Genomic DNA, 25,296 nt, shown 5'->3' on the forward strand with positions numbered 1-25,296 from the left:
AATCACCCCACAACACTCACGCAAGGTGGTTAATTTTCGTCCGACGACATCCGTTCAGTTTTCACCCGTCGTCGACACCGTCCATGCAGTCCATTCCACTGTCGGCGCAGTCCTGAAGCCCAGCCGCACCGAGTAGGGAAATGTTCACGGTGGCGATGCTACGGGCCAGGGCGTCCCGAACTGCCGAACAAGCGGGCGGATTCGGCGATGCGAACGCCGCTCAGCCCGAACAGAGTAGAAGCCCCACCCCCGTGGGGAGGGCGGGGCTTCCTCTGGTCCGGCGCTCACGCACAGTGGGAGGGTGGTGGACATGCCGGACCGACGACACGGCAGGGAGTCAAGCTGCCGCGCCCAAGCGCTGACCTGAGGGAATGCGCCTGAGATCGTGGTTACGAGAACCATCAAACCAGACAAACTGGACGCATGTTCAGGAATCGCGAGATTCGACCCCCGCACGTCAGAAAGATCTCACTGCACCCGATAGGTTTCGCTGCGGACAGGATCCACCAACCGCCGCATGACCTCGTACGCGCGGTCCGGATCCGTGTACGGCGGAATCATCATCAAAACGAGTTGACGACCATAGATATCGTCGAGATACATCAAATCGTGGGGCTGGCCAGGGTACGGACCCCGCACTTCCAGTCCGTCGACCTCGTCGATACGTCGCTGCGCACTACTGATCGTGTTCCAGTCGAACGCAACCCTCGCGATCGGCCCCAGCCGCAACGAAAGTGCGGATATCAGATCGTGAAGCTCCGCCGTGACGTTCGTGGTCCACGGGAACCACGCGCCGTCAACCGATGCCTTGACGGCACCTTGCCCACGAAGCAGGAATCGCGGAGTCCGCGTCGGCGACGGGAAAGGTTGCCCGACATGGCGCTGCGGCGCTTCCATTGCATAGTCGAGAGTGCTGATGTGCGCCATGACGAGGCTCCTTGACGGAGGATTCGTGGAACCGTCAGGCAGAGGTGCCCGGTCGTGGGTTCCATACCTTCAGACTACTCCGCTACGCAATCCCGACTACGCATCGACGGAAATGATCACGCCGGTGTCGCCGTACGGGAACGGACCATTACCGATGTGACCGAGGGTGTTGAAGAATTTCGAAATAGGCACCATCACACCGTATTTCGCTTTGACTTTGCTGCGGATCTCGTCGAATTCAGCTCCACCGCTCACCAACTGAGCGGTCCCGGTGACCGGCGACGCACCGTCGGCAACCTTTCCGCGGTTGTTGCACGGCACCACGGTGACGCGTGGGTTGTTCCGCAGACGCTTGGCCTTACCCGACTTCGAGGAAGTCCAGAAGCCGATACGTCCGTCAGGCAGAGGCACGACCCACGTCGGCGTGGCTACGCCGTCACCGCTCTTACGGAATGTGGTGACCGAGATCGTCTTCTCTTCGCCCAGGGACATGAAACGAGCGTATGCCTCCACAACCTCCACGACCATGCACGCGAATGAATTTTCTCTACCCCAGGAGTTTCAAAACGGACAATTATCCGGACGAAGGTGAACAACAGGTGCCGAGCGGTGGAAATGTCGCGGAACGACCACGTCTGAGGTCGATTTGAGGCCCGGAGGTGTTGGAACATGACTTCTCGTGAATGCGGAACTCATCGTTCTCCTCGTCGTCGTCGTAACCGCTCTGGGGTTCGACTTCACCAACGGTTTTCATGACACTGGCAACGCTATGGCCACGTCGATTGCAACCGGCGCCCTCAAGCCCAAGGTGGCAGTCGCTCTGTCTGCTTCCTTGAACCTGGTCGGAGCTTTCCTCTCGGTAGAGGTTGCTGCCACCGTGGCCAAGGGCGTGGTGAACCTCGGAAATGTGGGTGGCCAAGCGCTGCTCACCATCGTCTTCGCCGGCCTTGTCGGCGGCATCATCTGGAACCTGGCAACGTGGTTGCTCGGCATCCCCTCGAGTTCCTCACACGCACTGTTCGGCGGCCTGATCGGCGCCGCCATCGCGTCCCTCGGCATGAGCGGTGTCGCCTGGAGCGGCGTCCTCAGCAAGGTTGTCATCCCCGCAGTTCTCGCTCCCGTCGTGGCCGGCTTGGTTGCCGCGGCCGGCACCTGGCTCATCTACCGCATCACCTCCAACGTCGGAGAAGAAACCAAGGACAAAGGTTTCCGACTCGGCCAGATCGGTTCGGCTTCACTCGTTTCCCTCGCACACGGCACCAACGACGCTCAGAAGACCATGGGCGTCATCTTCCTCGCCCTGGTCGCCCACGGAACCATCTCCGCCGACGCGGACATGCCGTTCTGGGTCAAGCTCACCTGTGCGCTCGCGATCGCTGCCGGAACCTACCTCGGCGGTTGGCGAGTCATCCGCACTCTCGGCAAGGGACTTGTCGAGATTGCCGCACCACAAGGCATGGCAGCCGAAGCATCCTCTGCTGCAATCATTCTCACCTCCAGCCACCTCGGCCTTCCGCTCTCCACCACCCATGTGGCGACGGGTTCCATCATGGGAACCGGTCTGGGACGCAAGGGCGCCGAAGTTCGTTGGGGCGTAGCCGGGCGTATGGCGGTCGCCTGGTTGATCACTCTTCCGTCCGCTGCAATCGTCGGCGCTCTGTGCTGGGGACTGGCCGACATCGTCGGCGGCCTGCCCGGTGTCCTGGTCGTCTTCGCCGTGCTCATCGCGTTGGCCGGCTGGATGTACCTGCGCTCCCGCAAGGAGCCCATCGATCCGAGCAACGTCAACGCCGAGTGGGACGGCGGCCTGGTACCCGCAGAGGTCCCCGGTCCGGACGCCCGCGTCACCACCGACGTCAAAGCCTGAAAGAGGGAATCGACATGGATATCTTGAAAAACACCGTCGACTCGCTCTGGCAGGTCGTACTGGTCGGCCTCCTGCTGGGCGCCGGACTACCGGCGATCTTCGCAATCGGCCTGAAGTCGCTCGACGCCGGACAACGTGGCAGTGGCGGCGGGAGCACTGCCGTCGCGGCTCGCAGTCCGTTGGCCGTGGCAGGCGCAGTGGTGTGCTTCGCGGTCGTGCTCATCGCGATCGTCACCGGAATCCTCTTCATCATGCAGGGCTTCCTCAGCCACACATTCGGCATCGAGATCTTCTGATCTCGTGCGCCCTCACGAGCGGAAAGACATCACCGTGACTGCACCGACTCCATCCCTTCCTCAATCCATTCTTGACTGGCTTCGCGCCGGCTACCCCGAAGGCATACCGCCCAAGGACCGCATTCCGCTGGTCGCATTGCTACGACGCAAACTCTCGGACGCGCAAATTCGAGACATTGCCATCGGCGCTGCACTCGCAGAACTGAGCGACGTCAACAGCGACCAGGTGATCTCGAGCGACGAGATCAGCGCTCAGATCGCCGATCTGACGAGCCAGACTCCCTCGGACGAGGACATCGCGCGCGTTGCCTCCGTCCTTGCTGCCGCCGGGTGGCCCCTCGCTGATCTCGACAACCACTGAAGCTCGATTCGTTGAGTCTTCCACCACTTCTGGCTTCGATACTCGGCTGGCTGCGTGCCGGGTATCCGAACGGTGTGCCGGAGCAGGACTACGTCCCTTTGATGGCCCTGCTCCGGCGACAACTGTCCGACGACGAGATCGCCGTTCTTGCTGACGATCTCGTCGCCGGCTTTCCGCTTCCGGTCGATCCGATCGACTTTCCCGGTTCGGTCGATCCGATCGACATCGGCGTCCTCATCACCAAGGTCACCGACGAAATTCCGCACGAATCGGACATCGCTCGGGTACGTGAACACCTGATTCGTGGAGGTTGGCAAATCGTGGCACAACCTCCGGTCGACGACGCCTGACGGCATTACGGTAAATCGGACCAGTTTGATAACGAACCGGTAACGGTGCCGTCGAGGTCAATACAGACCACTTAGTGTCATAAGGAATTCCGCGCCTCGGGGGGCTCGGTCGGATTTCGGTGTGCAAGCACCTTTGGGGCGGGAGTGATACATGCACGAGGCTCACACAGATTTGGCGAAGAACCCAGATATTTCGAACCCGGATCTTTCGAGAAACCGTATTTCGAAACGAATCAAGCGTCGGATCCTGGGCCTCGCAGCGACAGCACTCGCACTCCCCCTGACCGCAGGCCTGATCAGCGGATCGGTAGCGACCGCAGCGCCCGCGCGTACCGCCCCGGCCGGTGGCTACGAGGAAGTGTTCGTAGACTCGTCGATGGGACCGATCAAGGTTCAGATCCAGTGGGCTTCGCGCGGCGGCAACGCGGCGCTCTATCTTCTCGATGGCCTACGAGCACGCGACGACCGAAACGCATGGAGTTTCGAGACCAACGCTCTCGAGCAGTATCGTGGCGACAACGTCACGCTGGTCATGCCGGTCGGCGGGCAGTCCAGCTTTTACTCGGACTGGTATGCGAACAGCAATTTGAATCGCCAGCCGGTCACGTACAAATGGGAAACCTTCCTCACCCAGGAACTTCCCGCCTATCTGGAATCGCGCGGCGTCTCCCGAACCAACAACGGCGTGCTCGGGCTGTCCATGGGTGGCAGCGCGGCACTGACGCTAGCCGCCTACCACCGCGATCAGTTCAAGTTCGCCGGTTCGCTCTCGGGATACCTCAACATCTCAGCTCCAGGCATGCGTGAGGCGATCCGGGTGGCCATGGTCAGCGCCGGGTCCTTCAATGTCGATGCAATGTGGGGACCGCCGTGGAACCCCGCTTGGCTCCGCAACGATCCCTTCGTGTTTGCACCCGAACTGGCTGGGCTCTCGCTGTACATCTCCGCTGCGAGCGGCCTACCCGGGCAGTTCGATCAACCGCGTCGTCCCGTCGACTTCGTGAATACCGGTAGCGCCATCGGCCTCGAAGCCCTGGCCCTGATGAACTCACGGGCATTCCAGCTGCGCATGAACTCCCTGGGAATTCCGGCAACGTACAGCTTCCCAGCCAACGGCACTCATTCGTGGCCGTACTGGGGTGCAGAACTGTGGAAGGCCCGAGGCCAGATCCTCGACACCCTCAACGCTTGGTGAACTGACAACTACTCGATCACCGACAACCGCAGGCCTCGACCGATATTCGGTCGGGGCCTGCGTCGTTCGAAATCAGAGCGCGGCAAAGAGATCCACGGTATTGCCGTCGGGATCGAGAAGAACGGCGTAACGCTGCCCCCACACGGCATCGAACGGCGCCTTGTGTCCGGGGAAGTCGGCTGTGATGCGCTGATACGCCTCGTCGACTGCAGCGGGTGTCCCGAAATCGAAGGCCAAAGCGACGGGGTGTCGACCTTCCCCGACAGCGAAGTCCGGATCGAAGCTCGTGATGGTGGACAGCGCGTCCCAGGCCAGCCGAAGCCCACTGTCGAAAGTGAACTCCACGTGTGGAGCGTCAGCGGGTGTTTCCGGAATGTCGAGCCCGAGGGTTCGGTAGAACGCGAGGGAACGCGCGAGATCGTTGGTGACGATTCCGACGAGATCGAGTCTCGGAGAGACGGACACGGTATTTCTCCTGTTTCGGGTCGAGAAGTGATCGGCGAGTGTGTGACGATGATCTGATGACCGGCACTGACACCCTCGCTCTTGACGGTAGTCGGACGGTAGCGTCGAGTCTTGAACAAAACGGCCACACCTATGTCGAGACTTGGATCACCGGTTCGGCCGGCCTCTTCAGTTGCACGTGGAAAAGCACTACCGACCCCCATGCGCCCACGGAAGCAAAGCGGATTCTTCCCGATCTCTGCGCAGACTTCATCGTCGACAGCACCGGAAAGTCGTGGCTCGTCGGACCTGCCACCGGTGCCGATCTGGTTTCGGTCGCCGCCGGTACAACCATGTGGGGCATCCGGATCAATCCACCGGCTCTGCGGAGCCTGCTCGGCACAGCTGCCGATGCGGTGCAGGATTCGAAGATCGCCATCGACGACATCCTCACTTCCAGACAAGCGCGGGTACTTGCCGACGCCCTGCGCCACGAGGCAGTCGACGCACAACTACTGGGCCAGTTGTGGCGCGGACTGGAACCCGACCACGGAATCGAGCGTGGTTACTCCGCGCTCATCTCCTCCCCTTCCACGCCGATACGAGAGATTGCTGCAGACCTCGGTGTTTCCGAACGTCATTTCAGACGATCGATCACGTCAGCGGTCGGGCTGTCCCCCAAACTGATTCAGAAGGTGCAACGAATGCAGGACGTGTTGACTCTCAGCCGCGGCGCAAAACTCACGCTGTCGTCGCTGGCCGGTCGCGCCGGCTACGCCGACCAAGCCCACCTCGCACGCGATACGCGTGCACTGGCAGGTCTGACACCGACTCAGCTACTGCGCGAGCACCGGTAACGATGAGCGAAGATCTGTTCGCCGCCCTCGATCACCTGGCTGCCACGTCAGCTGTCGTGATCGATCGCCCCCGAGGGTCGGCACACCCGCGGTACCCCGATGCGATCTATCCGCTCGACTACGGCTATCTCGACGGCACGGTCAGCGCGGACGGCGACGGGATCGATCTGTTCCGAGGCTCGGCCGTCGGCAACGGTGTTGTCGCCGTGGCCGTTGTTGCCGACATCGTCAAGAAGGACGTGGAAGTCAAGATCCTTCTCGAATGTACTGCGTCTGAAATCGACACTGCCACAGCATTTCTCCGCGACGTTCTAGGTCTCGGTGCCACTGTCTTGCGGCGCGCCGTCAGCTGAGTTCGTCGAATCGCGGAACAAGATGCTCCGCAACCCACTTCGCTTCCTCGATCAGAGGCCAACCTGCCAGGATCAGTGCAGTCAAACCGGTTCGGCTGCGAAGCGTGCGTACCGAGTCCGTGATCGAATCCGGATCGCCGACGTAGTACACGGCCGATGACCCGGTGCCGAAGATGTCGAGGGGTGACCACGCCGTGATACCCGCGTACAGCCCGTCACCGACGTACAACTCCTCCGGTTCCGGAAGTCGGCCGGAGGCAATCTTGTCCGCCCAACCCTGTCGCTGAGCGTCGCGGGCGGTGAAGGTCTTGAGGTCTTGCTTCCCCTGAGTACGACGACGCACTGCGTTGTCCAAGACATGAGCGATCTGCTCGACGCCCGTCTTCTCGAACAACGAACGGAACCGGTCGTGCGCCTGCGCCTTGGTGGGGCGAACGATCACACCGGTGAGCGCACCGAAGTCGGTGAACTCGCGCCCGGCTGCCTCCGCCGCCGCCCGTGCGGCAGAGAATTTGTCTTCGATGAACGCAGTCTCGCGCAGCATCGCCAAGTAGGTGTCGAGCACCTTGCCTGAATTCGCCAGGCCTGCAGGCGAATCACCGGTACCCCACAGCGGAACCTGATGCCCAGCGGGCGCATCGATACGCAGTGGTGTGTTGGGAAAGTTCGACTCCGTGCCTTCGGCGTAGATGCGGCGGAAGTCCGCCCAGTACTGCTCCCCCAACTCGTAACGCTCGTCGTGGGGCACGTTCATGTCGTACTTGGTCAGGATGTTCTCGCGTCCGTTGACCGAGTTGATCAACAGTCGGCCGCCGCTGAAGGCGTCGAAAGTCAATGCCTTCTCCGCCAGCAGTCGCGCCGGCGTCATGTTCGCGTAGACGGCGACGAGGAACTTCATGCGCGTGGTGTGCGCTGCCGCCCACGTCGCCGAGATGAACGGATCGTTCGGCCAGGTGGCAACAAGCGCACCTTCGAATCCGCCGTCGTCGATGGTCTTCGCGAGCTCGATCTGCCTGGCCCCGTCCACGGGGAACAGCCCACCGGGGCTCCACGGGTAGTCCCCGTCTGCCTGGGTGAGATACCAGAATGTCTTGATGCCCATCAGTTCTGCACTCCAGCCGGCAGGTCGAACGATTCGATTCGGGCACGTGAGCGGATGGTGTCCGCATTCACGCTGTAGAGCGCGTCGAGGTATGCGACCGCGAAAGAACCGGGGCCCGAGGCATTTTCCTCGGCGATCTCCGATGCCACGGCAACATGCGTGTGCGCGGCAACCAATCCGTCCAGCGCGGTCGACGTGACGGCGAGGTAGGCGGCGACAAGACCGCCCAGAGAGCAACCGGTACTGGTCACGCGCGGCAACAGTGCGCTGCCACCGGAGACTCGGATGCCCCGGGTGTCACCGCCCGCATCGCGGCCGACGATGTAGTCGACCGGTCCGGATGCCGACACGGCATCCGCATGCTTCAAGAGTGACAGAGCGGCGGGCACTGCGTCGGCGGAATCGGAGGCACTGTCGACGCCGCGGGTGTCACCGCCGAGTCCCGCAAGCGCGATGATCTCCGACGCATTCCCCCGGATTGCGCTGGGGTGAAAGCGCAGCAGATCCACAGCGATACCGCTCCGCCAGGGTAGTCCGCCGACACCGACGGGATCCAAAACCCATGGCGTACTGGCAGTTCGGGCCGCTTCTGCTGCTATCAGGAAGGCTTCGGCTGTCCCGTCGTCCGGCGTTCCGAGGTTGACGAGCACTCCCCCGGCGATGGCAGCGAACCCACCCGCTTCGTGGACGTTGTCGATGTGAGCGTTGCTTGCGCCGGCGGCGAGCAGAACATTGGTCAAGAAGTTCGCAGAAACGATGTTGGTCAGCGACTGGACGAGCGGTACCTGATCGCGGAGTGCGTCGATCGCCGACGCGACGGTTTCGACAGAGACAGTGTCAGACATGAGAATTCCTTCAGGACGGGAGGTAATTGAGGACTGCGGCGATTCAGGACCGCGGACATCGAACATCCGCAACCGCGCCGCCGGGCTCACCGCCGACAACCATCGGCAAAGTCGGATCTGCAGTCCATTCCTCCAACGAGCCGTCATAGACCTTGACGTCCTCATAGCCGCCGCGGATCAGTGCGAGTGCTGTCAGGCACGCCGAAACTCCACCGCCGCAATAGATCACGACAGGTTCAGCGACGGCTGGTAGAACGTCAGCAGATTTCGACCGAACATCGTCCGCCGGAAGCATCCGGGCATCGGCGTCGAGAAGACCCTTCGCAGACAGATTCACACTTGACGGAATATGTCCGCGTCGCGAATATCGCGTCTTCTCCGTTCCCTCGTACTGCTCAGGCGCCAGCGCGCACACCAGCGTTCCGGCTCCTTCTCCTGAGGACAGTGAGGCAACGCGAGGTAGATCGACCCACAGGCCAAGGTCCGTCACACTCCAACGCTTCGACGCCGACGTGTGGGTGACGTCGTCGCCGCTCGCGAGGGCGAAGCCGCATCGAGTCCATTCGGCGAGGCCACCGTCGAGGACCCTTGCTTCGATGCTGGCGTTGCGAAACACCCACCAGAGCCGTGATGCCCAAGTGGTCGAACCCTGGTCGTAGATCACGATTGTCGCACCCGGTTCGATACCACTGGATTGGAGATCGGACATCAACTGCTCCGTTGACGGGCGTGTGAAATGCAGCGCCGCTTCCCTTTCGGAGAAGACGTCCATGAGGTCGACGTGTCGGGAACCCGGGATGTGCGAGGAAACCCAGCCGTCGTACCCGGACTCCGGGCGATAGTCGCCGTCAAATCGCGCGGGAGGAAAATGAATCGTCGCGTCGAGCACAGCGACGCCTCCCTCGCGCAGCATCGCGTCGAGTTCAGCAGCACTCACCAGCGGCGACGCGGTCTCTCCAGCCACTTCAGACCCTCTCCCTCGGAAACGAACAAGCACGAACCTAAATGAGTACTAGCGTATACGCAAGTACTCACTCGTCGCCGATGGCATAATCGAACGCGCTCTACTTGCATGCACAGGAATGAGGACACATGGATCTCGACGCCGATACGAGCACCACCGATCTGCTGGTGCCGGAGGCTGCGCTGGGCCGGTCCGATCAGACCTCGCGGCAGTACCTGCGCCTGCGAGCCGACATCCTGGCCGGCAAGTTCCCCCAGGGCTCTCCGCTGCACGAGACTCAATTGTGCGAATCGTACGGCGCATCGCGTACCCCGATCCGCGAGGCACTCAACTGGCTCGCGCACGACGGTCTACTCGAACGAGCCGCCCGCGGTTTTCGTGTCCGCTCCGGCACTCCCGAGGACGTCATCGAAATCTACGCAGCGCGGGTTGCCCTCGAATCGGAAGCCGCCGGCGCCGCCGCACTCCGCCACAGCGATCTCGACCTTGCCCGCCTGGACGGATTGCACGAGTTCTGCTGCACTGCAACAGAAGGCACCGAGGTTCGTGCCGGAAACTTCAAGTTTCACGAGGCCCTCTGGCAGGCCGCCCACAATTCCACGATCACCTCATTGCTGATCCGCCTCACCACCCAACTGCGAATCTACGACAGCGGCCCGCCGTCGAACTACGGCGAACCTGACCTGCTCAATTCGGAGCATCAAGAGATCCTGAACGCCATCCGCGCCCGGGACGAATCGTCCGCACGTGGTCACATGCGCAACCATCTCGAGCGCAGCCGCGACCAACGAATAAGGATGTTCGCCAGCCGCTGACTTCAGACAGCCCAGATTTCTGCACGCCGACGCCTGCGCCGCCGTCGCTCAGACGGGGAGCGTGCCGGTCTCGACGTCGTACACGCTCTCGGCCGGGCTCGACATCACTCGATCCGCCATCTCCTGCTTGAGCTCTGTCAGCCGTGACTCGTCTTCGGCCGTCCGGTCGGACTTACGGGACAGAGTGATGAACTCGTCGACGACGAACCCCTCCCGAACAGTCAGCGTGACGCTCGCGCCGCGATAGGTGATCCGAAATACGTACAGCGCGAGCTTGTTTCCACGTTCACGCCTGGCCAAGGAACTGTCAACGGTGTACCGCCCTTCGGTCACCGCGCGCGTGACCAACTCGAACGAATCGCGCACTCCTGGTCCGCCGTGTGCGGTGGTGACGACCAGCTCGCGACGCTCGACGGAGCCTTCCCCGCCGAGCACACCGAGAGCGCGCTCGAGAACCTTGTAGGCATGGGCCACGCCGCCCGGGGCCTGCGGACCGTGATAGCGGAGGGCGTCCTCGTACGTGAAGTCGAGCGTCGTCCCGTGATCGGTCACGGTGAGCGTGGTGGTCATGATGGGCGTCCTTGCCGGTCAGTGCTGGCGGTCGATCGGATTGATCCGCGAGACGATGAGCGGATCGATCGGGGTGAAAGGAAAGTGCGGCAGATCCCGTTCCGGAACACCGAACGAGGCCGAGAGAACGCCGCGTGAGAACGCGGAAGCCGTTGCACGGTAGCCTATGTCGCCCGGCGTCGGCTGGTCGAAGAAGATGAGGAAGTTGATGTCCTCGTCACCTAGAACCTCGATGTGATGGGGATAGGCACGCGGAACGAAATACACCTGACCGGGCTCCAGTAGGTAGGTGTCGAGCGAACCGTCCGGATCGAGGACCGTCATCCGCCCGTGACCACGATGCACGTATCCCATTTCGGCAGTGACGGGATGCCAGTGTGGCTCACGCATCCCACTCTCGCGAATTGTCAACGAGTACATCGAAAGATCCTCCAGCGCCGCCCAATACTGCTTGCGCGCCACTTTCGCCTGTCCGTACGGATATGCGAGAGGCGCGATCTGGCCTTCGAGATCGAAGAGATGCGCGTTGGGAAGGCCGGCGGTATCGGGAACGACGGCGGCGCCGTCCCGCCGAACTATCTGGGACGCATCGACTCCACCGAAGACGTCGAAGGCCGATGCGGCGAGATCGTACGTGTTGCCGAGCACCGCGTTCGACATTGCGCTGACGCTACTCTGCAACGAAAAGTGCTGCGGGAGTGAAGTACGCAGGGCAGCGATGATCTCCGCCTCCTCCTCTCCGACATTCTCGATGTGGTAAATCGCGCCGGATTCGACGTGATACATCTGCCCCGCTCGCACCACGAAGCTGGCGAACTCGTCAGCATTGCCCAGCATCGAGACGAGCACGGTTCCGCTGGTGACGTAGGCGATCTGGTTCGCGTTGACGTTCCATTGTGGTTCACGGATCGCGCCGGGACCGAGAACAATTCGTTTGATCGACAGACCGGACAGGATCGGCAACGAACTCGTGTCGAGTTGCGAGATCGACCCGAGTTCGTTCTCGAAGACACTGGGGCCATTGCATAGTGAGGCAACGTGTGTAGACATGGCAATTTTATCCTTCCCACTCTGGTCCTTTCGACTCCGGTCCTTCCGCCTCGCTGACGTCAGTCCTCGATGAACGCGAGAATGTCCTGGTCCAGTGTCTTCTGATATGAGCCGTAGATGCCGTGAGGTGCGCCCGGATACACCTTCAGCGTGCCCTTCTTCACCAGCTTGATCGCCTTCTCGGCCGCTGCGCCGATCGGCACGATCTGATCGTCGTCGCCCTGAGCGATGAGGAACGGAACGTCGATGGCTTCGAGATCGGAGGTCTGGTCCGTCTCCGAGAATGCCTTGACGCAGTCGTAGGCCGCGGCGAGGTTGACCAACATCCCTTGCCGCCAGAAGTCGTCCTTCGCCCCTTGCGAGACGTCGGCACCTTCGCGGTTCGCGCCGTAAAAGCTCTCGCTGAGATCCTTGTAGAACTGCGATCGGTCTCGCAGAACTCCCTCACGGATGCCGTCGAAGACCTCGATCGGTGCGCCTTCGGGGTTGCCGTCCGACTTGACCATGATCGGCGGTACGGCGCCGGCGGTGATCACCTTGGCCACGCGCCCTTTGCCGTGCTGCGCCGCGTACCGGACCACTTCCCCGCCGCCGGTCGAATGGCCAACCAGGACCAGGTCTTTCAGGTCGAGTGTGTCGATCAGCTCAGCCAGGTCCTTGGCATATGTATCCATGTCGTTGCCGGTGTACGTCTTCGACGAGCGACCGTGTCCTCGACGATCGTGCGCGATGGTCCGGTAGCCGGCGTCGGCGAACAACTTCATCTCGACCTGCCACGCGTCAGAACTCAGCGGCCACCCGTGGCTGAGGACGATCGGCCGACCGACGCCGTGCTCGGTGTAGTAGATCTCGGTTCCGTCGGAGGTGGTGATGTAGGGCATGCTCTGCTCTTCTCTGTCGAGTCGTGGACTGAGATCCGGACACGGTGCCCGGTTTCCTCACTCTGCGAGTGCCCACTACGGGGGCAGTCGACTCATCGATCGACAGAAATGTGCGTGGGGGCAGAAGACTCCGGCCCGACATCACGAAGCGTGGTGCCGGGCCGGAGCCCTCAGTCAAAGGGAAACGATCAGTAATCGTCCTCCGTGTAGACGATCATCCCGCGCAGATTCTTTCCTTCGAGCATGTCGGCGTACCCCTCGTTGATCTCCTCGAGCTTGTAAGTCTTGGTCACCAACTCGTCGAGTTTGAGTGCGCCGCTTCGGTAGTGATCGAGCAACTTGGGAATCTGGGACCGTGGCCCTACCCCGCCGAAGATGGCTCCCTGCAAACGCTTCTGCAGAAGGGTCAGCTCGAAGAGGCTGAGCGTCACCTGCGAATCTGCGTAATGCCCCATTCCGACGACCACGACCTGGCCACCCTTGCCCGTCGCGCTGAGCGCGGGCTGAATGATGTCGCCGTGAATCTCGCCCACGGTGATCACGGTGACGTCGGCCATCTTGCCCCAGGTGATCTCGCCGATCACCGGTAGCGCTTCCTCGAGGGAGGCAAAAGTGTGTGTGGCGCCGAATTCCTTTGCCTTGTCGCGCTTGAACTCGACGGGATCGATCGCGATCACAAATCGTGCTCCGGCGGACGCCGCACCCTGCACCGAGTTGATTCCGACACCGCCGACGCCGACGACCACCACCGTGTCGCCGACCTTGGCTCCACCGATTGCGGTGGCCGATCCCCAACCGGTGGCAACACCGCAGCCGAGCAAGGCCGCCTTGTCGAGCGGGATGTCCTTCTCGATCTTGATCACCGACGCCTCGTTGACGGTCACGTACGGCGAAAATGTTCCGAGCAGGCACATCTGGATGACCGGCTCGTCGTCGAGGGTGACGCGGTACGTCTTGTCGGAGATCGCCTGCCCGGTCAACAGGCCGGCTCCTTCGTCGCAGATGTTCTGCAGACCCTTCGCACAGGACGGACAACGTCCGCACGCCGGGATGAAGGCGAGAACCACGTGGTCGCCTTCTTCGACGCTCGCGACACCCGGTCCGACCTTCGTCACCACTCCGGCGCCTTCGTGCCCGCCCAGGGCCGGGTAGAAGGGCAGCGGGCTGGCGCCCGTACGCAAATGTTCGTCCGAATGGCACAGCCCCGATGCGGCGAGTCGGACCTGCACCTCACCCGAGACCGGGTCCCCCAGCTCGACCTCTTCGATCTCCCACGCCTGACCTGGCGCCTTGACTACCGCTGCCTTGACCTTCACCTGCACTCCTCGAAATTCTTCGTGATGCACGGACGACGAAAGAACGCGCCGGCATTTGTGTCGCCGATCACACTCCATGTACGAGTGTGCCTGAAGTAGCCCGAGAATACCGTCGGTCCGTGTGCCTTTTTGGTAGCCGCCTCTACCAGAAAGGCGCACGGCTAACATGGACACAGTGGCCAAGGGAACTCGCAAGACCAGAACTCGCAGCAGTACTCCCGAGCGAGGCGAGTCCGGTCCCGTCGCCGGCACTTTTCCGATCGATACCGGGACGTGCGAACTAGTCCGCGATCAGTACTCCGATGACAGTTGGATCATCCAGATCAACGGAGTGCCCAGTTCCCACGTGAACGTCGCGGATCCCACGGTGCTCGATTTCGAGTACATGCGGTGGATCGCGCATCTGGTCGATTCCGAACGTGACAAGGCCGAGCGCCTGCGGGTGCTTCATCTCGGCGGTGGCGCCTGCTCCATGGCCAGATACTTCGCCGCCACCTACCCTGACGCGCGTCAAGTGGTGGTCGAAATCGACGGTGCTCTGGCGGAACTTGTACGCGATTGGTTCGACCTCCCGCGCGCGCCTCTTCTGCGCATCCGCGTCGGAGAAGCCCGCGCCGTCACCGAAACTCTCACCGAGTCCACCCGGGACATCGTGATTCGAGATGTCTTCGCCGGCAGCACAACTCCGACACCACTGACGACGGCGCAATTCACCACCCACGTACGACGCGTGCTCGCACCGGGCGGCATCTACATCGTCAACTGCGGCGACACCCCGGATCTCCAGGGCGCGCGCAGCGAGGCCGCAACCATCGGCGCACAGTTCGAACACATGGCGATCATCGCCGATCCCGCGATGCTCAAGGGCCGCCGCTACGGCAACATGATCATCGCGGGCAGCGACGTACCGATCGGCGGGCAACCCGCGCTCGCGCGCGAGCTACTCGGCGGCGGAGTTCCCGCCCACGTGTGGCAGGACGCCGAAGTCCGCAAGTTCGCCGCGAATGCGCCGGTTCGCCAAGACTGAGCAAAAACGCTACTCCCCGCCGAAGACCCTCTCCACCACTGCTTTTGCCCGACGCGTGATGCGCAGGTAATTGTCGAGGAATTCCCCTGCGTCGTCGCCGTATCCAGCGACCTGCGCCACCGCCGCGAGAACACGGCCCGGGCCGGGAAGCTGATCGGTCGGCTTCCCCCGCACCAGAACGAGGCAGTTGCGTGCCTTCGTCGCGGTGATCCAGGCGTCACGCAGCAGTTCGACGTCACCTTCGCTGAGCAGTTCCGCGGCGCCGATGGCGTCGAGAGTCTCGAGGGTCGACGTGTTGTGCAGCGACTCGATCTTGTCGGCGTGGCGCAGCTGCAGCAATTGCACAGTCCACTCGATGTCGGCCAAGCCGCCGCGACCCAGTTTCGTGTGCGTCGCCGGATCGGCTCCGCGCGGGAGCCTTTCGGAATCGACTCGCGCCTTGATGCGCCGGATCTCGCGCACCGCCGCATCACTGACGCCGCCCTCGGGGTAGCGGGTCTTGTCGATCATGTGCAGGAACCGCAGTCCCAGTTCAGGATCACCGGCAACCGGGTGCGCACGAAGCAGCGCTTGAATCTCCCACGCCTGAGCCCACTTCGCGTAGTACGCGTCGTAGGACTCGAGAGTGCGCACCATCGGACCGTTACGGCCTTCCGGACGCAATCCGGTGTCGACTTCGAGCGGCGGATCGGTACTCGGTGCCCCGAGGAGCTTGCGGACCTTGTCGGCAATGCTGTTGGCCCACTTGACCGCAACGGTCTCGTCGACGCCCTCGCGGGGTTCGCACACGAACAGCACGTCCGCATCGGATCCATAGCCCAGTTCGCCGCCGCCGAGTCGACCCATGCCGATGACGGAGAAACTGGCCGGCGCCTCGGTCCCGAGTTCGGTGACGCTGGCCTTGATCACCGCGGAGAGCGATGCATTGAGCACCGCGGCCCACACCGAGGACAGCGCCTTGCAGACTGCAGGAACATCGAGCATGCCGAGGATGTCGGCCGACGCGATTCGCGCAAGTTCGTGTCGCCGCAGCGAGCGGGCCGCAGCAACAGCACGATTGGGATCACTGTGTCGGCCGGAGGCGGTGAGGATTCCGCGAGCGACGTCCTCGGGCTTCGGCTCGACCAGGCGCGGTCCACTCGGCGAATCCGCGAACAAGCGAATCACGTCGGGAGCCTTGATGAGCAGGTCGGGTAGGTACGCCGACGAGCCCAGCACCGTCATCAGACGCTCGGCCACCGCAGCCTCGTCGCGGAGCAGGCGCAGGAACCACGTCTGGTCGACGAGCGCGTCCGAGAGCCTGCGGTAAGCGAGCAGACCGGCATCGGGATCCGGTGTGTCCGCGAGTGATTCGAGCAGAGTCGGCAACAGGAGCGCTTGAATGCGACCCTTGCGTGAAGCGCCACTCGTCAGTGCAGTCAGATGCCCGAGAGCATGCTCGGGTGCCGTGTAACCGAGAGCGGCCAACTGGCGAACCGCGGCTTCTGGCCCCAGGACCAGTGCTTCCTTGTCCATCCGCGCCACCGATTCGAGAAGCGGGCGGTAGAACAACTTGGCGTGCAGGCGGCGAATCCGATGCGAATTCCGCTTGATCTCGGCGCGCAGGACTCCCAGGGAATCCAGACGACCGTCGGGTCGCATGTGCGCGGCGCGGGCCAGCCAACGCAGCGCTTCCTCGTCGTCCGGCGGCGGCAGGGTGTGTGTGCGCTTGAGCTTCTGTAACTGCAGACGGTGCTCGAGCAGACGCAGGAATTCGTACGACGCAGTCAGGTTGGCGGCGTCGTCGCGGCCGACGTATCCACCCGCCGCCAATGCAGTCAGTGCATCGACGGTGCTCTGGACATGCAACGAACTGTCGGCGCGCCCGTGCACCAATTGCAGGAGTTGGACGGCGAATTCGACGTCGCGCAAACTTCCGCGGCCGAGTTTGAGTTCACGCTCACGCAGTTCGGGGGGAACCATTTCCTCGACGCGTCGACGCATGGCCTGGACTTCGGGGACGAAGTCCTCGCGCTCGGAGGCGATCCACACCATCGGGCTCATCGCCTCGGAGTACTGGCGACCGAGCTCCATGTCGCCGGTCATCGGACGAGCCTTGAGCAGTGCCTGGAACTCCCAGGTCTTGGCCCAGCGCTTGTAGTACGTGATGTGGGATTCGAGGGAGCGAACCAGTTCTCCGCGCTTGCCTTCGGGCCGCAGCGCAGCATCGACCTCGAAGAATGCGGAGGTACCGATACGCATCATCTCACCGGCAACGCGACTGGCCGTCGCATCGGCCGGTTCGGCGACGAACACCACGTCGACGTCGGAGACGTAGTTCAGCTCGCGCGCACCACATTTGCCCATGGCGATCACGGCGAGCCGGATCGGACAGCTGCCCTCGGGACACACCGTTGCGATGGCCACCGCAAGTGCAGCGGTCAGCGCGGCGTCGGCCAGATCGGAAAGCTGGTGCCCCACAGTCTGATACGGAACTACGGGTTCGTTCTCGACGGTCGCCGCAAGATCAGCCGCAGCCAGCAGCATCAACTGGTCCTTGTAGCTCTTACGCAGAGCAACAACAGCTTCCGGCCCGGTTACCGTGGCGCGGTAGGTCAATGAACCTTCGGTGGCACCCTCGTCGACAGTTGCACCCACGACCTCGAGCAACGCTGCAGTCGCCTCGTCCTTGGTCGGCAGAGCGGTGCCGTCGAGCAGTTTCCAGCCGATCGGATCCGCGGCCAGGTGGTCGCCGAAAGCCGACGACGCACCCACCAGTGCGAACAAACGGCCGCGCAGGCTCTTGTCCTTGCGAAGGGCTTGATCGAGTTCGCGCCACCCGTCGCCGAGCCCGTCCTTGATCCGCACAAGGGTGCGCAGAGCGAGGTCGGCGTTCGCGGCACGCGACAGCGACCACAAGAGTTCGATGCTCTCGGCGTCGACCCAACCGAGCTGACGCAACTCGTCGGCAGCGGTGGGCTCGACCAGCCCGAGTCGACCCGGTCCTGGAACTGCTGATCTCGCAGCGGGCGGTTTCACCGTCACAGACCGAGGTAGGTCTTGAGCTCGAACGGCGTCACGTGGCTGCGGTATTCCTCCCACTCACGACGCTTGTTGCGCAGGAAGAAATCGAAGACGTGCTCGCCGAGTGCTTCGGCCACGAGCTCCGACTTCTCCATCTCGCGCAGAGCGCTGTCCAAGTTGCTCGGCAGTTCCTTGTAACCCATGGCGCGACGCTCGGCGGAGGTCAACGACCACACGTCGTCTTCTGCCTCGGGCGGCAAGGTGTAGCCCTTCTCGATGCCGCGAAGACCGGCAGCAAGCAGGACCGCGAAAGTCAGGTACGGGTTGCAAGCCGAGTCTGGGCTACGGATCTCGACGCGGCGCGAGGACGCCTTGTTGGGCGTGTACATCGGGACGCGAATGAGAGCCGATCGGTTGGACGGGCCCCACGACGCGGCAGTGGGTGCCTCTCCCCCGTGGACGAGTCGCTTGTACGAGTTGACCCACTGGTTCGTGACCGCACTGATCTCGTTGGCGTGCTCGAGGATGCCGGCGATGAACGCCTTGCCGGTCTCGGAGAGCTGCATCGGATCGTCCGGATTGTGGAAGGCGTTGGTGTCGCCCTCGAACAGGCTCATGTGGGTGTGCATCGCGGAGCCGGCCTGATCGCTGAACGGCTTGGGCATGAAGCTTGCCCGGACGCCTTCACCGATCGCGACCTCCTTGACGACGTACCGGAACGTCATCACGTTGTCGGCCATCGAGAGTGCGTCGGCGTAGCGCAGATCGATCTCCTGCTGACCCGGCGCGGCCTCGTGGTGGCTGAACTCGACCGAGATGCCCATCGACTCGAGTGCGTCGATGGCGTGACGGCGGAAATTCGGAGCCGAATCGTGCACAGCCTGGTCGAAGTATCCGCCCGAGTCCGCCGGGATCGGTGGAGTGCCGTCGATCGGGCCGTTCTCCAGAAGGAAGAACTCGATTTCCGGGTGGACGTAGCAGCTGAAGCCCAAGTCGCTGGCCTTGCTCAACTGGCGACGCAGTACGTGGCGCGGATCGGCCCACGACGGCGAACCGTCGGGCATCGTGATGTCACAGAACATGCGAGCGGAATGCTGCGCACCATCCTTGTGGGCCCACGGCAGGATCTGGAATGTCGAGGCGTCGGGCCGAGCGACGGTGTCGGCTTCGGAGACTCGAGAGAATCCCTCGATGGCGGAACCGTCGAATCCGATTCCCTCCTCGAAGGCGCCTTCGAGTTCGGCGGGGGCGATCGCCACCGATTTGAGGTACCCGAGAACATCGGTGAACCACAAGCGGACAAACCGAATGTCGCGCTCTTCCAGGGTACGAAGCACGAATTCTTTTTGGCGATCCATGCACGCGAGACTAAGCAAGCCACGTTAAATCTGTGTTACATCAGTGGTCCCGGTTAACAGAGTGATTGGTCACCATCGAATAGGCGCAGCGTACGGCGTCGCGCCGGTTAACATGTCAGACCCTCTTCCGGAGCCTTCAAGTAAACGAAGTAGTCGACGACGGCATCGTCGACGCAGGAGTTTCCGTCCAGAACCACCGTGTGTTGGGTTCCGTCGAACGTGATCAGAGCAGCGCCCAACTGCTTCGCGAGATCCACTCCGGCCTGATACGGGGTCGCCGGATCCTGCGTCGTGGACACGACGACCAGCTGCGGCAGACCGGCGTCAGCGAGCGCCTGGGGGTCGAGCGCGTGAGGGCTGCCGGTAGCCGGAACGGGCCAGAACGCGCACAGGTCGAGCGGCGCTTGACCCGTCCCGCGGCCGTCGTCGAGGAACGGCGCCGCCTCGCGGTACCGAGTGTCGGATTCGCCCGCCTCGGCGCGGTCGGTGGTTGCCGGATCGTCCACGCAGCGAATGGCGTTGAACGCGTCGTTGATGTTGGAGTAGCTGCCGTCATCCTCACGGCCTTCGTACATGTCGGCGAGATTGAGCAGCGAATCGCCGCGTCCGTCGGCCAGACTCGACAGGCCCCCACGCAGCGGCGTCCACAACTGTGGCGAATACAGAGCCTGCTGCACGCCCGTGATCGCGTCGGAATAACTCAGCCCGCGCGGATCGGTGGTCTGTGCCGGCTTCTCGATCAACGGATCGACGAGTGCCTGAAAGCGTGCCTGCGCCTGCGCCGGATCATCACCCAGCGGGCAATCCGTTCGCGAGACACAGTCGGCGACAAAGGCGTCGAACGCGCCTTGGAAGCCCTGCCCCTGCAAGACCACTTCGTCGACCGGATCCTGCTCGGGGTCGAGCGCGCCGTCGAGGACCATCGCTCGGACGTTCTGCGGAAAGGTTTCCGCGTACGTGGATCCGAGCCGGGTCCCGTACGAGAACCCGAGGTAGTTCATCTTCGGATCGCCGAGAACGCCCCGAATGACGTCCATATCTCGCACCACCTCGTAAGTACCGACATGAGCGAGGAACTCCGTACCGGTCCGCTCAGCGCACTTGGCGGCGTAGTCCTTGCTGTCCGCCTCGGCGAGAGCGATGCCCTCCGGCGTCATGTCGACGTTGACCTCCGCACGCTCCGCGTCGGTCTCCTCCGGCGTCAAACACCGAACCTGCGGGGTCGACGCCCCGATCCCCCGCGGATCGAAGCCGATCATGTCGAAACGTTCCTGCAATTCGGTGCCCGAACCCGAGGTCGCCATCGACAGCCCGGACCCACCCGGCCCGCCGGGGTTCAGCAACAGTGAGCCGATGCGGTCGCCGGTAGCCTTCGAACGCGAGATCACCACCTTCGCGGTGTCGCCGTTCGGATTCGCGTAGTCGACGGGAACGCTCACCTCGGCGCAGTCGACCCCACGCCCCAGCGGCGCAGTTCCTTCTTCGACAAATTGGTCGCACGAACCCCAGTCGAGCGTCTGCTCGTAGAATTTCTCGAGGCCGGACGGCACCGCGGACGCGGCAGAACCAGCAGGTTCCACTGATTCGGGCGTGCCTTCCGAACTGGTGCAACCGACAACCAACACGAGCACTGCTGCGCTTCCGGCGAGGGCACCGGAGAGGCGAACGAACTTCGACATGCCATCGATGGTGCCAGGAAACCGCGATAGCCAGCGGTTCGCCTCGTCTCGGCACCTACCTGATACGCGCGCGGTGATGTGACCCATTGCACCCCGTCAACTATTCGTGTCGGCGATGTCCGGTGGCAGACTGAACACGTCATCACCCACACCCGGGGACCCGAAGGCGATCAACGCTCAGGGCCTCGAGGCCAGAAAGGGACAACGATGTCCGAAACACCTCTCTACGGTTCTGTACCCACTGCAAGCTCTACCGATGCACCGAAGCGTAAGACGCGCATTCACCACCTCGCCGAGATGAAGCAGAACGGCGAACGCTGGTCGATGCTCACCGCTTACGACTACTCCACGGCACGCATCTTCGAAGACGCAGGCATCCCGGTGCTGCTCGTCGGCGACTCTGCCGCCAACGTCGTCTACGGCTACGACACCACCGTGCCGATCACCGTCGACGAACTGCTCCCGCTCGTGCGTGGCGTCGTTCGCGGCGCGCCGCACGCACTCGTCGTCGCCGACCTCCCCTTCGGCACCTACGAGGGTTCCGCCGAGCAGGCCCTGGCGACTGCCACACGGTTCATGAAGGAAGGCCTCGCGCACGCCGTCAAACTCGAAGGCGGCGAGCGGATGAGCAAGCAGATCGCGGCAATCACCTCGGCCGGCATCCCCGTCATGGCACACGTCGGATTCACCCCGCAGAGCGTGAACTCGCTCGGCGGATTCCGCGTCCAGGGTCGCGGCGACGCGGCCGAGCAGCTTGTGGCGGACGCCATTGCAGTCCAGGAAGCCGGGGCGTTCTCCGTCGTCATGGAAATGGTTCCGGCCGAGATTGCGGGCCAGGTCAGCCGCAAACTCACCATCCCCACCGTCGGCATCGGGGCCGGTTCCGAATGCGACGCTCAGGTACTCGTCTGGCAGGACATGGCGGGTTACACGAGCGGTAAGACAGCCAAGTTCGTCAAGCGTTTCGGTAACGTCGGTGACGAACTGCGTTCCGCAGCCGCAGCCTATGCATCAGAAGTTCGCACTGGCGCTTTCCCGGCCGCAGAACACAGTTTCTGATCCGAGACCGGCGAACGCCGCCTGTCTCTCAACCAGCCAGGGGTGCGTTCAATGATCGGTAACCGTCGAAGTTCTACTGCCGCAGCTGTAGTCGGCGCGGCAGCTCTCGTCACGGTGCTGAGCGGATGCGCGGGAGGGTCCACCAACTCTCCCGCGCCCAGCAGCACTACGCCCGCGAGTTCCACCACGACGGCGCCGGCAACAACCGCGTCCGGTTCGACGTTCACCGACGCTCAAGTCCAGCAGTTGTGCTCGGATATGGAAGGGCAGCTGCAGAACTGGCGGACCGTCACCCCGACGCTCGGCAAGGGCGGACTGAACACGATCGTCATCACGTGGGCGACGCAGAACGGCATCAACCTGCTCGATCTCGCCCAGAACCGCGAAAGCATCGACGCGGCAACCTCAGCCGCGTGCCCCGACGTCCGGAGCGGCGCGATTTCCGCACTCGAGATCCCCGATCTCGCTTCCGGCCTGGTGGGCTTCTGATGACCGACACGTCAGCCACTTCAGGGCAGCCGTCGACTCTGCGGAGTCTCTATCCCCCGATCGAGCCTTTCGTCACCGGCTTCCTCGATGTCGGTGACGGCCAGAGCATGTACTGGGAAGTCAGCGGAAATCCGGACGGCAAGCCGGTGGTGTTCCTGCACGGTGGCCCCGGCGGTGGTGCGCAACCGGCGGTACGCCAGTTCTTCGATCCGGCCGCATACCGCATCGTTCTACTCGACCAGCGCGGCTGCGGGCGGTCCACCCCTCACGTTGCCGACGGCGCCGACCTGTCGGTGAACACGACGGACAAGCTGCTGGCCGACATCGAAGCCCTGCGTGAACATCTTTCGATCGACAAGTGGATGGTTTTCGGCGGGTCCTGGGGTTCCACGCTGTCCATCGCCTACGCCGAAACGTTTCCCACGCGCGTCACTGAGCTGGTCCTGCGCGGGATCTTCCTCCTGCGTCGTAGCGAGATCGACTGGTACTACAACGGCGGCGCGGGAAACATCTTCCCGGAGCGCTGGGACAAATTCCTCGAACCGGTACCCGAGGCGCAGCGCGGCGAAGACCTCGTCGCGGTCTATCACCAACTGCTCCATTCCGAAGACCCCGACGTCGCAGCCCGGGCAGCGATCGCCTGGTCGGCCTGGGAAGGATCGACGAGCTACCTGTACCCACAGGCGGACAAGATCGAACAGAACTCCGAGACCCGATTCGCCTTGGCCTTCGCCCGTATCGAGAACCACTACTTCGTCAACGGCGGATTCTTCGACGAGGGTCAGCTCCTACGCAAAAGCTCCGCACTGCACGGCATTCCGGGGACGATCGTCCAGGGCCGCTACGACGTCGTCTGCCCCGCCACCAGCGCCTGGGCGCTGCACAAGGCGTGGCCCGAATCCAAGCTCGTGATCGTCGACGACGCGGGACACTCCGCGATGGAGCCCGGCATCATGCATCACCTGGTGGAAGCCACCGATTCTTACCGGTAACTCCCTACGCCGGGAACGTGAATTCCACCGTCCGTTTGACGGTGTCGACGGCGGTGAGTCGCACCTTTGCGCGCTCACCGTCGTCGGGCGTTCCGACGCATTTCGCAATCACCGCGACCGACGGGACAAACACTTCCGCCGAGCGCTTTCCGTCCTTGGCGCGCATCACCACTGCGTCGAAGACCTCGCCGACCCGGCCGTCGAGCAGCGTGGACTCGGTCAGATCGATGCACGCACGGTCGACCTTGTTCGCCAGTGAGTCGGACCCACTCATGATGTCGGGCAGCTCGGGAAGTGCAGTGCGCGCCCATTCCGGTACCGGCGTACCAGCTGTGATCGCCAGACACACCTCGGTGCTGAAGCGGTCGGACAGCCGCCGCAGCGGAGCAGTCACGTGAGCGTAGGGCGCTCCGATCCCCGCATGCACCGTCAACTCCGGTAGTCGGCCGTCGAAGGCCGCGTAGTCTGCGCCGCGCAGCAACGACGGTGCAACCGACATCAGCGCCATAGTCGACGGCTCGTTGGAATCGAGTCCGGCAAGAATCTGCCCGACGCTTTGCCCCTCCGGCCACGTGATACCCAGCGCCACTGCAGTTCTCCGCAAGGTCCGAACCGCGGACTCCTCGGCCGGCGGCAGCGTGCGAAGCAACCCGATACCTGCGTCGATCATCATGCGGCCGGCACACATCCCGGTCAGCAGCGACACTTCTGCGTTCCAGTCGTCCGCTTCGGTACGTGGCTCCAGTTCGATCCGCCAGCGAGCCGAGGACTCGTCCTCCGGCTGATCCCGAACCACTGACTGCTCGGGCAGTTTCAGCTCGATGGCACCCCTGGCAACCGCCGAGACACTGCGCAATCGTCCGAACTCCGGTAGTGCGGCGATGGACGGATGCAAGGTTCCCGCGTCGGCATCGCGCTGCACGGTCGAATAGTCCAGACGTGCCACCGATTTCACCAGAGCGCGTCTCACCTGCCACGACGTCGGCTCGGCCTGCGCGTCGAGTTCGATCCGCCACAGCGCGGCGGGACGAACCACGTCCGGCAGCAGACTCGCCGATCCCTCCGACAACGCTCGGGGATGCAGCGGGACGGAACCGTCCGGGAGATAGAAGGTTTGGCCCCGCTTGCGGGTTTCGATGTCGAGAGCGCCACCCGGCGTCACCACCGCCGCGACGTCGGCGATCGCGTAGTGCACGACGTACCCGGTCGAGATCTTCTCGATGTGCACTGCCTGGTCGAGGTCCATCGATCCGGGAGGGTCGATGGTCACGAAGGCGATACCCGTTTCGTCGACACGCCCGGCACCGAAACGATCCACGGCATTCTCGGCCTCGGCCTGCGCCGCAGCCGAGAATGCTCCTGGCAAGTCGAACTCCGCCCGAACCACTCCGAAGTCGATTCCCTGCACCATCATTCGACTTGCGGGCACGCATCCTCCATGATCGGTTCGGGCCGGTGTAGCAGCAGTACCGGTCCCAGTTGTTCGAGTCCCAGCT

26 protein-coding genes are annotated in these 25,296 nt (G+C 63.2%); 12 read left to right on the forward strand and 14 right to left on the reverse strand.

The genetic code is table 11. The features are described from left to right. Positions 1-468 precede the first annotated feature (468 nt). Positions 469-927, reverse strand: a complete 459-nt coding sequence (locus AC1Q61_RS07270; protein ID WP_042921868.1) for a DUF5994 family protein — start codon at positions 925-927, stop codon at positions 469-471. Between the two features lie 96 nt (positions 928-1,023). Then, entirely contained in the window at positions 1,024-1,419 is a 396-nt protein-coding gene (locus tag AC1Q61_RS07275; protein ID WP_042445944.1) for a PPOX class F420-dependent oxidoreductase, read from the reverse strand. A 187-nt stretch (positions 1,420-1,606) separates the two neighbouring features. Here AC1Q61_RS07275 and AC1Q61_RS07280 point away from each other — a divergent pair, with 187 nt between their 5' ends. The 5 genes from AC1Q61_RS07280 to AC1Q61_RS07300 all read left to right on the forward strand — a co-directional run bounded on the left by AC1Q61_RS07280 (position 1,607) and on the right by AC1Q61_RS07300 (position 4,996). Then, the gene (locus AC1Q61_RS07280) at positions 1,607-2,794 is read left to right on the forward strand and encodes an inorganic phosphate transporter (RefSeq protein ID WP_047270833.1); all 1,188 of its coding nucleotides are present in this window, start codon (positions 1,607-1,609) and stop codon (positions 2,792-2,794) included. A 14-nt stretch (positions 2,795-2,808) separates the two neighbouring features. Then, positions 2,809-3,090 carry a hypothetical protein gene (locus tag AC1Q61_RS07285; protein ID WP_003941641.1) on the forward strand — a complete coding sequence of 94 codons (282 nt, stop codon included), beginning with the start codon at positions 2,809-2,811 and terminating at the stop codon, positions 3,088-3,090. 34 nt (positions 3,091-3,124) lie between these two features. Continuing rightward, positions 3,125-3,451, forward strand: coding sequence for a DUF3349 domain-containing protein (locus AC1Q61_RS07290; RefSeq protein WP_003941653.1), 327 nt, complete (start codon positions 3,125-3,127; stop codon positions 3,449-3,451). Between the two features lie 11 nt (positions 3,452-3,462). Next, complete coding sequence (locus tag AC1Q61_RS07295) at positions 3,463-3,801, forward strand: DUF3349 domain-containing protein (protein ID WP_492651389.1); 339 nt, start codon at positions 3,463-3,465, stop codon at positions 3,799-3,801. A gap of 151 nt (positions 3,802-3,952) precedes the next feature. After that, positions 3,953-4,996 carry an alpha/beta hydrolase gene (locus tag AC1Q61_RS07300; protein WP_172827113.1) on the forward strand — a complete coding sequence of 348 codons (1,044 nt, stop codon included), beginning with the start codon at positions 3,953-3,955 and terminating at the stop codon, positions 4,994-4,996. A 72-nt stretch (positions 4,997-5,068) separates the two neighbouring features. On the opposite strand, the gene AC1Q61_RS07305 is transcribed toward AC1Q61_RS07300, so the two are convergent. After that, complete coding sequence (locus AC1Q61_RS07305) at positions 5,069-5,461, reverse strand: VOC family protein (RefSeq protein ID WP_042921874.1); 393 nt, start codon at positions 5,459-5,461, stop codon at positions 5,069-5,071. Between the two features lie 56 nt (positions 5,462-5,517). Between AC1Q61_RS07305 and AC1Q61_RS07310 the strand changes: the two genes are divergently transcribed. After that, positions 5,518-6,297, forward strand: a complete 780-nt coding sequence (locus AC1Q61_RS07310; RefSeq protein WP_252194467.1) for a helix-turn-helix domain-containing protein — start codon at positions 5,518-5,520, stop codon at positions 6,295-6,297. A 2-nt stretch (positions 6,298-6,299) separates the two neighbouring features. Beyond that, the gene (locus AC1Q61_RS07315; protein ID WP_042921879.1) at positions 6,300-6,650 is read left to right on the forward strand and encodes an inorganic pyrophosphatase; all 351 of its coding nucleotides are present in this window, start codon (positions 6,300-6,302) and stop codon (positions 6,648-6,650) included. Here the strand turns inward: AC1Q61_RS07315 and AC1Q61_RS07320 are convergent. From AC1Q61_RS07320 to AC1Q61_RS07330, 3 genes are read right to left on the reverse strand one after another with little or no spacing between them, the layout of a single operon-like run. After that, positions 6,643-7,752, reverse strand: a complete 1,110-nt coding sequence (locus tag AC1Q61_RS07320) for an LLM class flavin-dependent oxidoreductase (RefSeq protein ID WP_042921881.1) — start codon at positions 7,750-7,752, stop codon at positions 6,643-6,645. The genes AC1Q61_RS07315 and AC1Q61_RS07320 overlap by 8 nt on opposite strands. Continuing rightward, positions 7,752-8,597: a hydroxyethylthiazole kinase gene (gene thiM / locus AC1Q61_RS07325; RefSeq protein ID WP_042921939.1), complete on the reverse strand. Its 846-nt coding sequence runs from the start codon at positions 8,595-8,597 to the stop codon at positions 7,752-7,754. Before thiM ends, AC1Q61_RS07320 begins: the two co-directional genes overlap by 1 nt. A gap of 43 nt (positions 8,598-8,640) precedes the next feature. Next, complete coding sequence (locus AC1Q61_RS07330) at positions 8,641-9,561, reverse strand: sulfurtransferase (RefSeq protein WP_042921883.1); 921 nt, start codon at positions 9,559-9,561, stop codon at positions 8,641-8,643. A 128-nt stretch (positions 9,562-9,689) separates the two neighbouring features. On the opposite strand from AC1Q61_RS07330, the gene AC1Q61_RS07335 reads away from it, so the two are divergent. After that, entirely contained in the window at positions 9,690-10,376 is a 687-nt protein-coding gene (locus tag AC1Q61_RS07335; RefSeq protein ID WP_003941581.1) for a GntR family transcriptional regulator, read from the forward strand. A gap of 48 nt (positions 10,377-10,424) precedes the next feature. On the opposite strand, the gene AC1Q61_RS07340 is transcribed toward AC1Q61_RS07335, so the two are convergent. The 4 genes from AC1Q61_RS07340 to AC1Q61_RS07355 form a co-directional block, all read right to left on the reverse strand. Continuing rightward, complete coding sequence (locus AC1Q61_RS07340; RefSeq protein ID WP_042921885.1) at positions 10,425-10,946, reverse strand: hypothetical protein; 522 nt, start codon at positions 10,944-10,946, stop codon at positions 10,425-10,427. 18 nt (positions 10,947-10,964) lie between these two features. Then, positions 10,965-11,996: a cupin domain-containing protein gene (locus tag AC1Q61_RS07345; RefSeq protein WP_042921887.1), complete on the reverse strand. Its 1,032-nt coding sequence runs from the start codon at positions 11,994-11,996 to the stop codon at positions 10,965-10,967. Positions 11,997-12,055: 59 nt separating this feature from the next. Further along, positions 12,056-12,877, reverse strand: coding sequence for an alpha/beta fold hydrolase (locus AC1Q61_RS07350; RefSeq protein WP_215515968.1), 822 nt, complete (start codon positions 12,875-12,877; stop codon positions 12,056-12,058). A gap of 188 nt (positions 12,878-13,065) precedes the next feature. Then, the gene (locus AC1Q61_RS07355; protein WP_003941634.1) at positions 13,066-14,193 is read right to left on the reverse strand and encodes an NDMA-dependent alcohol dehydrogenase; all 1,128 of its coding nucleotides are present in this window, start codon (positions 14,191-14,193) and stop codon (positions 13,066-13,068) included. A gap of 166 nt (positions 14,194-14,359) precedes the next feature. Here AC1Q61_RS07355 and AC1Q61_RS07360 point away from each other — a divergent pair, with 166 nt between their 5' ends. After that, positions 14,360-15,220, forward strand: a complete 861-nt coding sequence (locus tag AC1Q61_RS07360) for a spermidine synthase (RefSeq protein WP_007735449.1) — start codon at positions 14,360-14,362, stop codon at positions 15,218-15,220. A 9-nt stretch (positions 15,221-15,229) separates the two neighbouring features. Here the strand turns inward: AC1Q61_RS07360 and AC1Q61_RS07365 are convergent, their stop codons facing one another. The 3 genes from AC1Q61_RS07365 to AC1Q61_RS07375 all read right to left on the reverse strand — a co-directional run bounded on the left by AC1Q61_RS07365 (position 15,230) and on the right by AC1Q61_RS07375 (position 21,260). Further along, positions 15,230-18,244, reverse strand: coding sequence for a bifunctional [glutamine synthetase] adenylyltransferase/[glutamine synthetase]-adenylyl-L-tyrosine phosphorylase (locus AC1Q61_RS07365; RefSeq protein ID WP_042921890.1), 3,015 nt, complete (start codon positions 18,242-18,244; stop codon positions 15,230-15,232). After that, positions 18,241-19,581, reverse strand: coding sequence for a glutamine synthetase family protein (locus AC1Q61_RS07370; protein ID WP_003941637.1), 1,341 nt, complete (start codon positions 19,579-19,581; stop codon positions 18,241-18,243). The genes AC1Q61_RS07365 and AC1Q61_RS07370 overlap by 4 nt, the downstream gene beginning before the upstream one ends. Before the next feature lie 107 nt (positions 19,582-19,688). Further along, complete coding sequence (locus AC1Q61_RS07375) at positions 19,689-21,260, reverse strand: alpha/beta hydrolase (protein ID WP_030537557.1); 1,572 nt, start codon at positions 21,258-21,260, stop codon at positions 19,689-19,691. A gap of 207 nt (positions 21,261-21,467) precedes the next feature. Here AC1Q61_RS07375 and panB point away from each other — a divergent pair, with 207 nt between their 5' ends. Genes panB through pip form a run of 3 tightly spaced genes read left to right on the forward strand, consistent with a single transcriptional unit; the run spans position 21,468 to position 23,800 of the window. After that, positions 21,468-22,319: a 3-methyl-2-oxobutanoate hydroxymethyltransferase gene (gene panB / locus AC1Q61_RS07380; protein ID WP_003941624.1), complete on the forward strand. Its 852-nt coding sequence runs from the start codon at positions 21,468-21,470 to the stop codon at positions 22,317-22,319. 51 nt (positions 22,320-22,370) lie between these two features. Next, positions 22,371-22,808, forward strand: a complete 438-nt coding sequence (locus tag AC1Q61_RS07385; protein WP_007735455.1) for a hypothetical protein — start codon at positions 22,371-22,373, stop codon at positions 22,806-22,808. Beyond that, positions 22,808-23,800, forward strand: a complete 993-nt coding sequence (gene pip, locus AC1Q61_RS07390; protein ID WP_128637910.1) for a prolyl aminopeptidase — start codon at positions 22,808-22,810, stop codon at positions 23,798-23,800. The genes AC1Q61_RS07385 and pip overlap by 1 nt, the downstream gene beginning before the upstream one ends. Before the next feature lie 4 nt (positions 23,801-23,804). Here pip and AC1Q61_RS07395 read toward each other — a convergent pair whose 3' ends face one another. Continuing rightward, complete coding sequence (locus tag AC1Q61_RS07395) at positions 23,805-25,214, reverse strand: RNB domain-containing ribonuclease (protein ID WP_007735456.1); 1,410 nt, start codon at positions 25,212-25,214, stop codon at positions 23,805-23,807. Between the last annotated feature and the right edge of the window lie 82 nt (positions 25,215-25,296).

It is taken from the genome of Rhodococcus sp. MPR-R1B (genome assembly GCF_058793255.1).

What these genes read in the sequence shown, in the direction of transcription:
- AC1Q61_RS07395 (WP_007735456.1), bottom strand. Translation starts at nt 25,214, where the DNA reads ATGATGGTGCAGGGAATCGACTTCGGAGTGGTTCGGGCGGAGTTCGAC.
- thiM (WP_042921939.1), bottom strand. Translation starts at nt 8,597, where the DNA reads ATGTCTGACACTGTCTCTGTCGAAACCGTCGCGTCGGCGATCGACGCA.
- AC1Q61_RS07310 (WP_252194467.1), top strand. Translation starts at nt 5,518, where the DNA reads ATGACCGGCACTGACACCCTCGCTCTTGACGGTAGTCGGACGGTAGCG.
- panB (WP_003941624.1), top strand. Translation starts at nt 21,468, where the DNA reads ATGTCCGAAACACCTCTCTACGGTTCTGTACCCACTGCAAGCTCTACC.
- AC1Q61_RS07300 (WP_172827113.1), top strand. Translation starts at nt 3,953, where the DNA reads ATGCACGAGGCTCACACAGATTTGGCGAAGAACCCAGATATTTCGAAC.
- AC1Q61_RS07315 (WP_042921879.1), top strand. Translation starts at nt 6,300, where the DNA reads ATGAGCGAAGATCTGTTCGCCGCCCTCGATCACCTGGCTGCCACGTCA.
- pip (WP_128637910.1), top strand. Translation starts at nt 22,808, where the DNA reads ATGACCGACACGTCAGCCACTTCAGGGCAGCCGTCGACTCTGCGGAGT.
- AC1Q61_RS07275 (WP_042445944.1), bottom strand. Translation starts at nt 1,419, where the DNA reads ATGTCCCTGGGCGAAGAGAAGACGATCTCGGTCACCACATTCCGTAAG.
- AC1Q61_RS07345 (WP_042921887.1), bottom strand. Translation starts at nt 11,996, where the DNA reads ATGTCTACACACGTTGCCTCACTATGCAATGGCCCCAGTGTCTTCGAG.
- AC1Q61_RS07350 (WP_215515968.1), bottom strand. Translation starts at nt 12,877, where the DNA reads ATGCCCTACATCACCACCTCCGACGGAACCGAGATCTACTACACCGAG.
- AC1Q61_RS07270 (WP_042921868.1), bottom strand. Translation starts at nt 927, where the DNA reads ATGGCGCACATCAGCACTCTCGACTATGCAATGGAAGCGCCGCAGCGC.
- AC1Q61_RS07375 (WP_030537557.1), bottom strand. Translation starts at nt 21,260, where the DNA reads ATGTCGAAGTTCGTTCGCCTCTCCGGTGCCCTCGCCGGAAGCGCAGCA.
- AC1Q61_RS07385 (WP_007735455.1), top strand. Translation starts at nt 22,371, where the DNA reads ATGATCGGTAACCGTCGAAGTTCTACTGCCGCAGCTGTAGTCGGCGCG.
- AC1Q61_RS07370 (WP_003941637.1), bottom strand. Translation starts at nt 19,581, where the DNA reads ATGGATCGCCAAAAAGAATTCGTGCTTCGTACCCTGGAAGAGCGCGAC.
- AC1Q61_RS07360 (WP_007735449.1), top strand. Translation starts at nt 14,360, where the DNA reads ATGGACACAGTGGCCAAGGGAACTCGCAAGACCAGAACTCGCAGCAGT.
- AC1Q61_RS07285 (WP_003941641.1), top strand. Translation starts at nt 2,809, where the DNA reads ATGGATATCTTGAAAAACACCGTCGACTCGCTCTGGCAGGTCGTACTG.
- AC1Q61_RS07320 (WP_042921881.1), bottom strand. Translation starts at nt 7,752, where the DNA reads ATGGGCATCAAGACATTCTGGTATCTCACCCAGGCAGACGGGGACTAC.
- AC1Q61_RS07335 (WP_003941581.1), top strand. Translation starts at nt 9,690, where the DNA reads ATGGATCTCGACGCCGATACGAGCACCACCGATCTGCTGGTGCCGGAG.
- AC1Q61_RS07340 (WP_042921885.1), bottom strand. Translation starts at nt 10,946, where the DNA reads ATGACCACCACGCTCACCGTGACCGATCACGGGACGACGCTCGACTTC.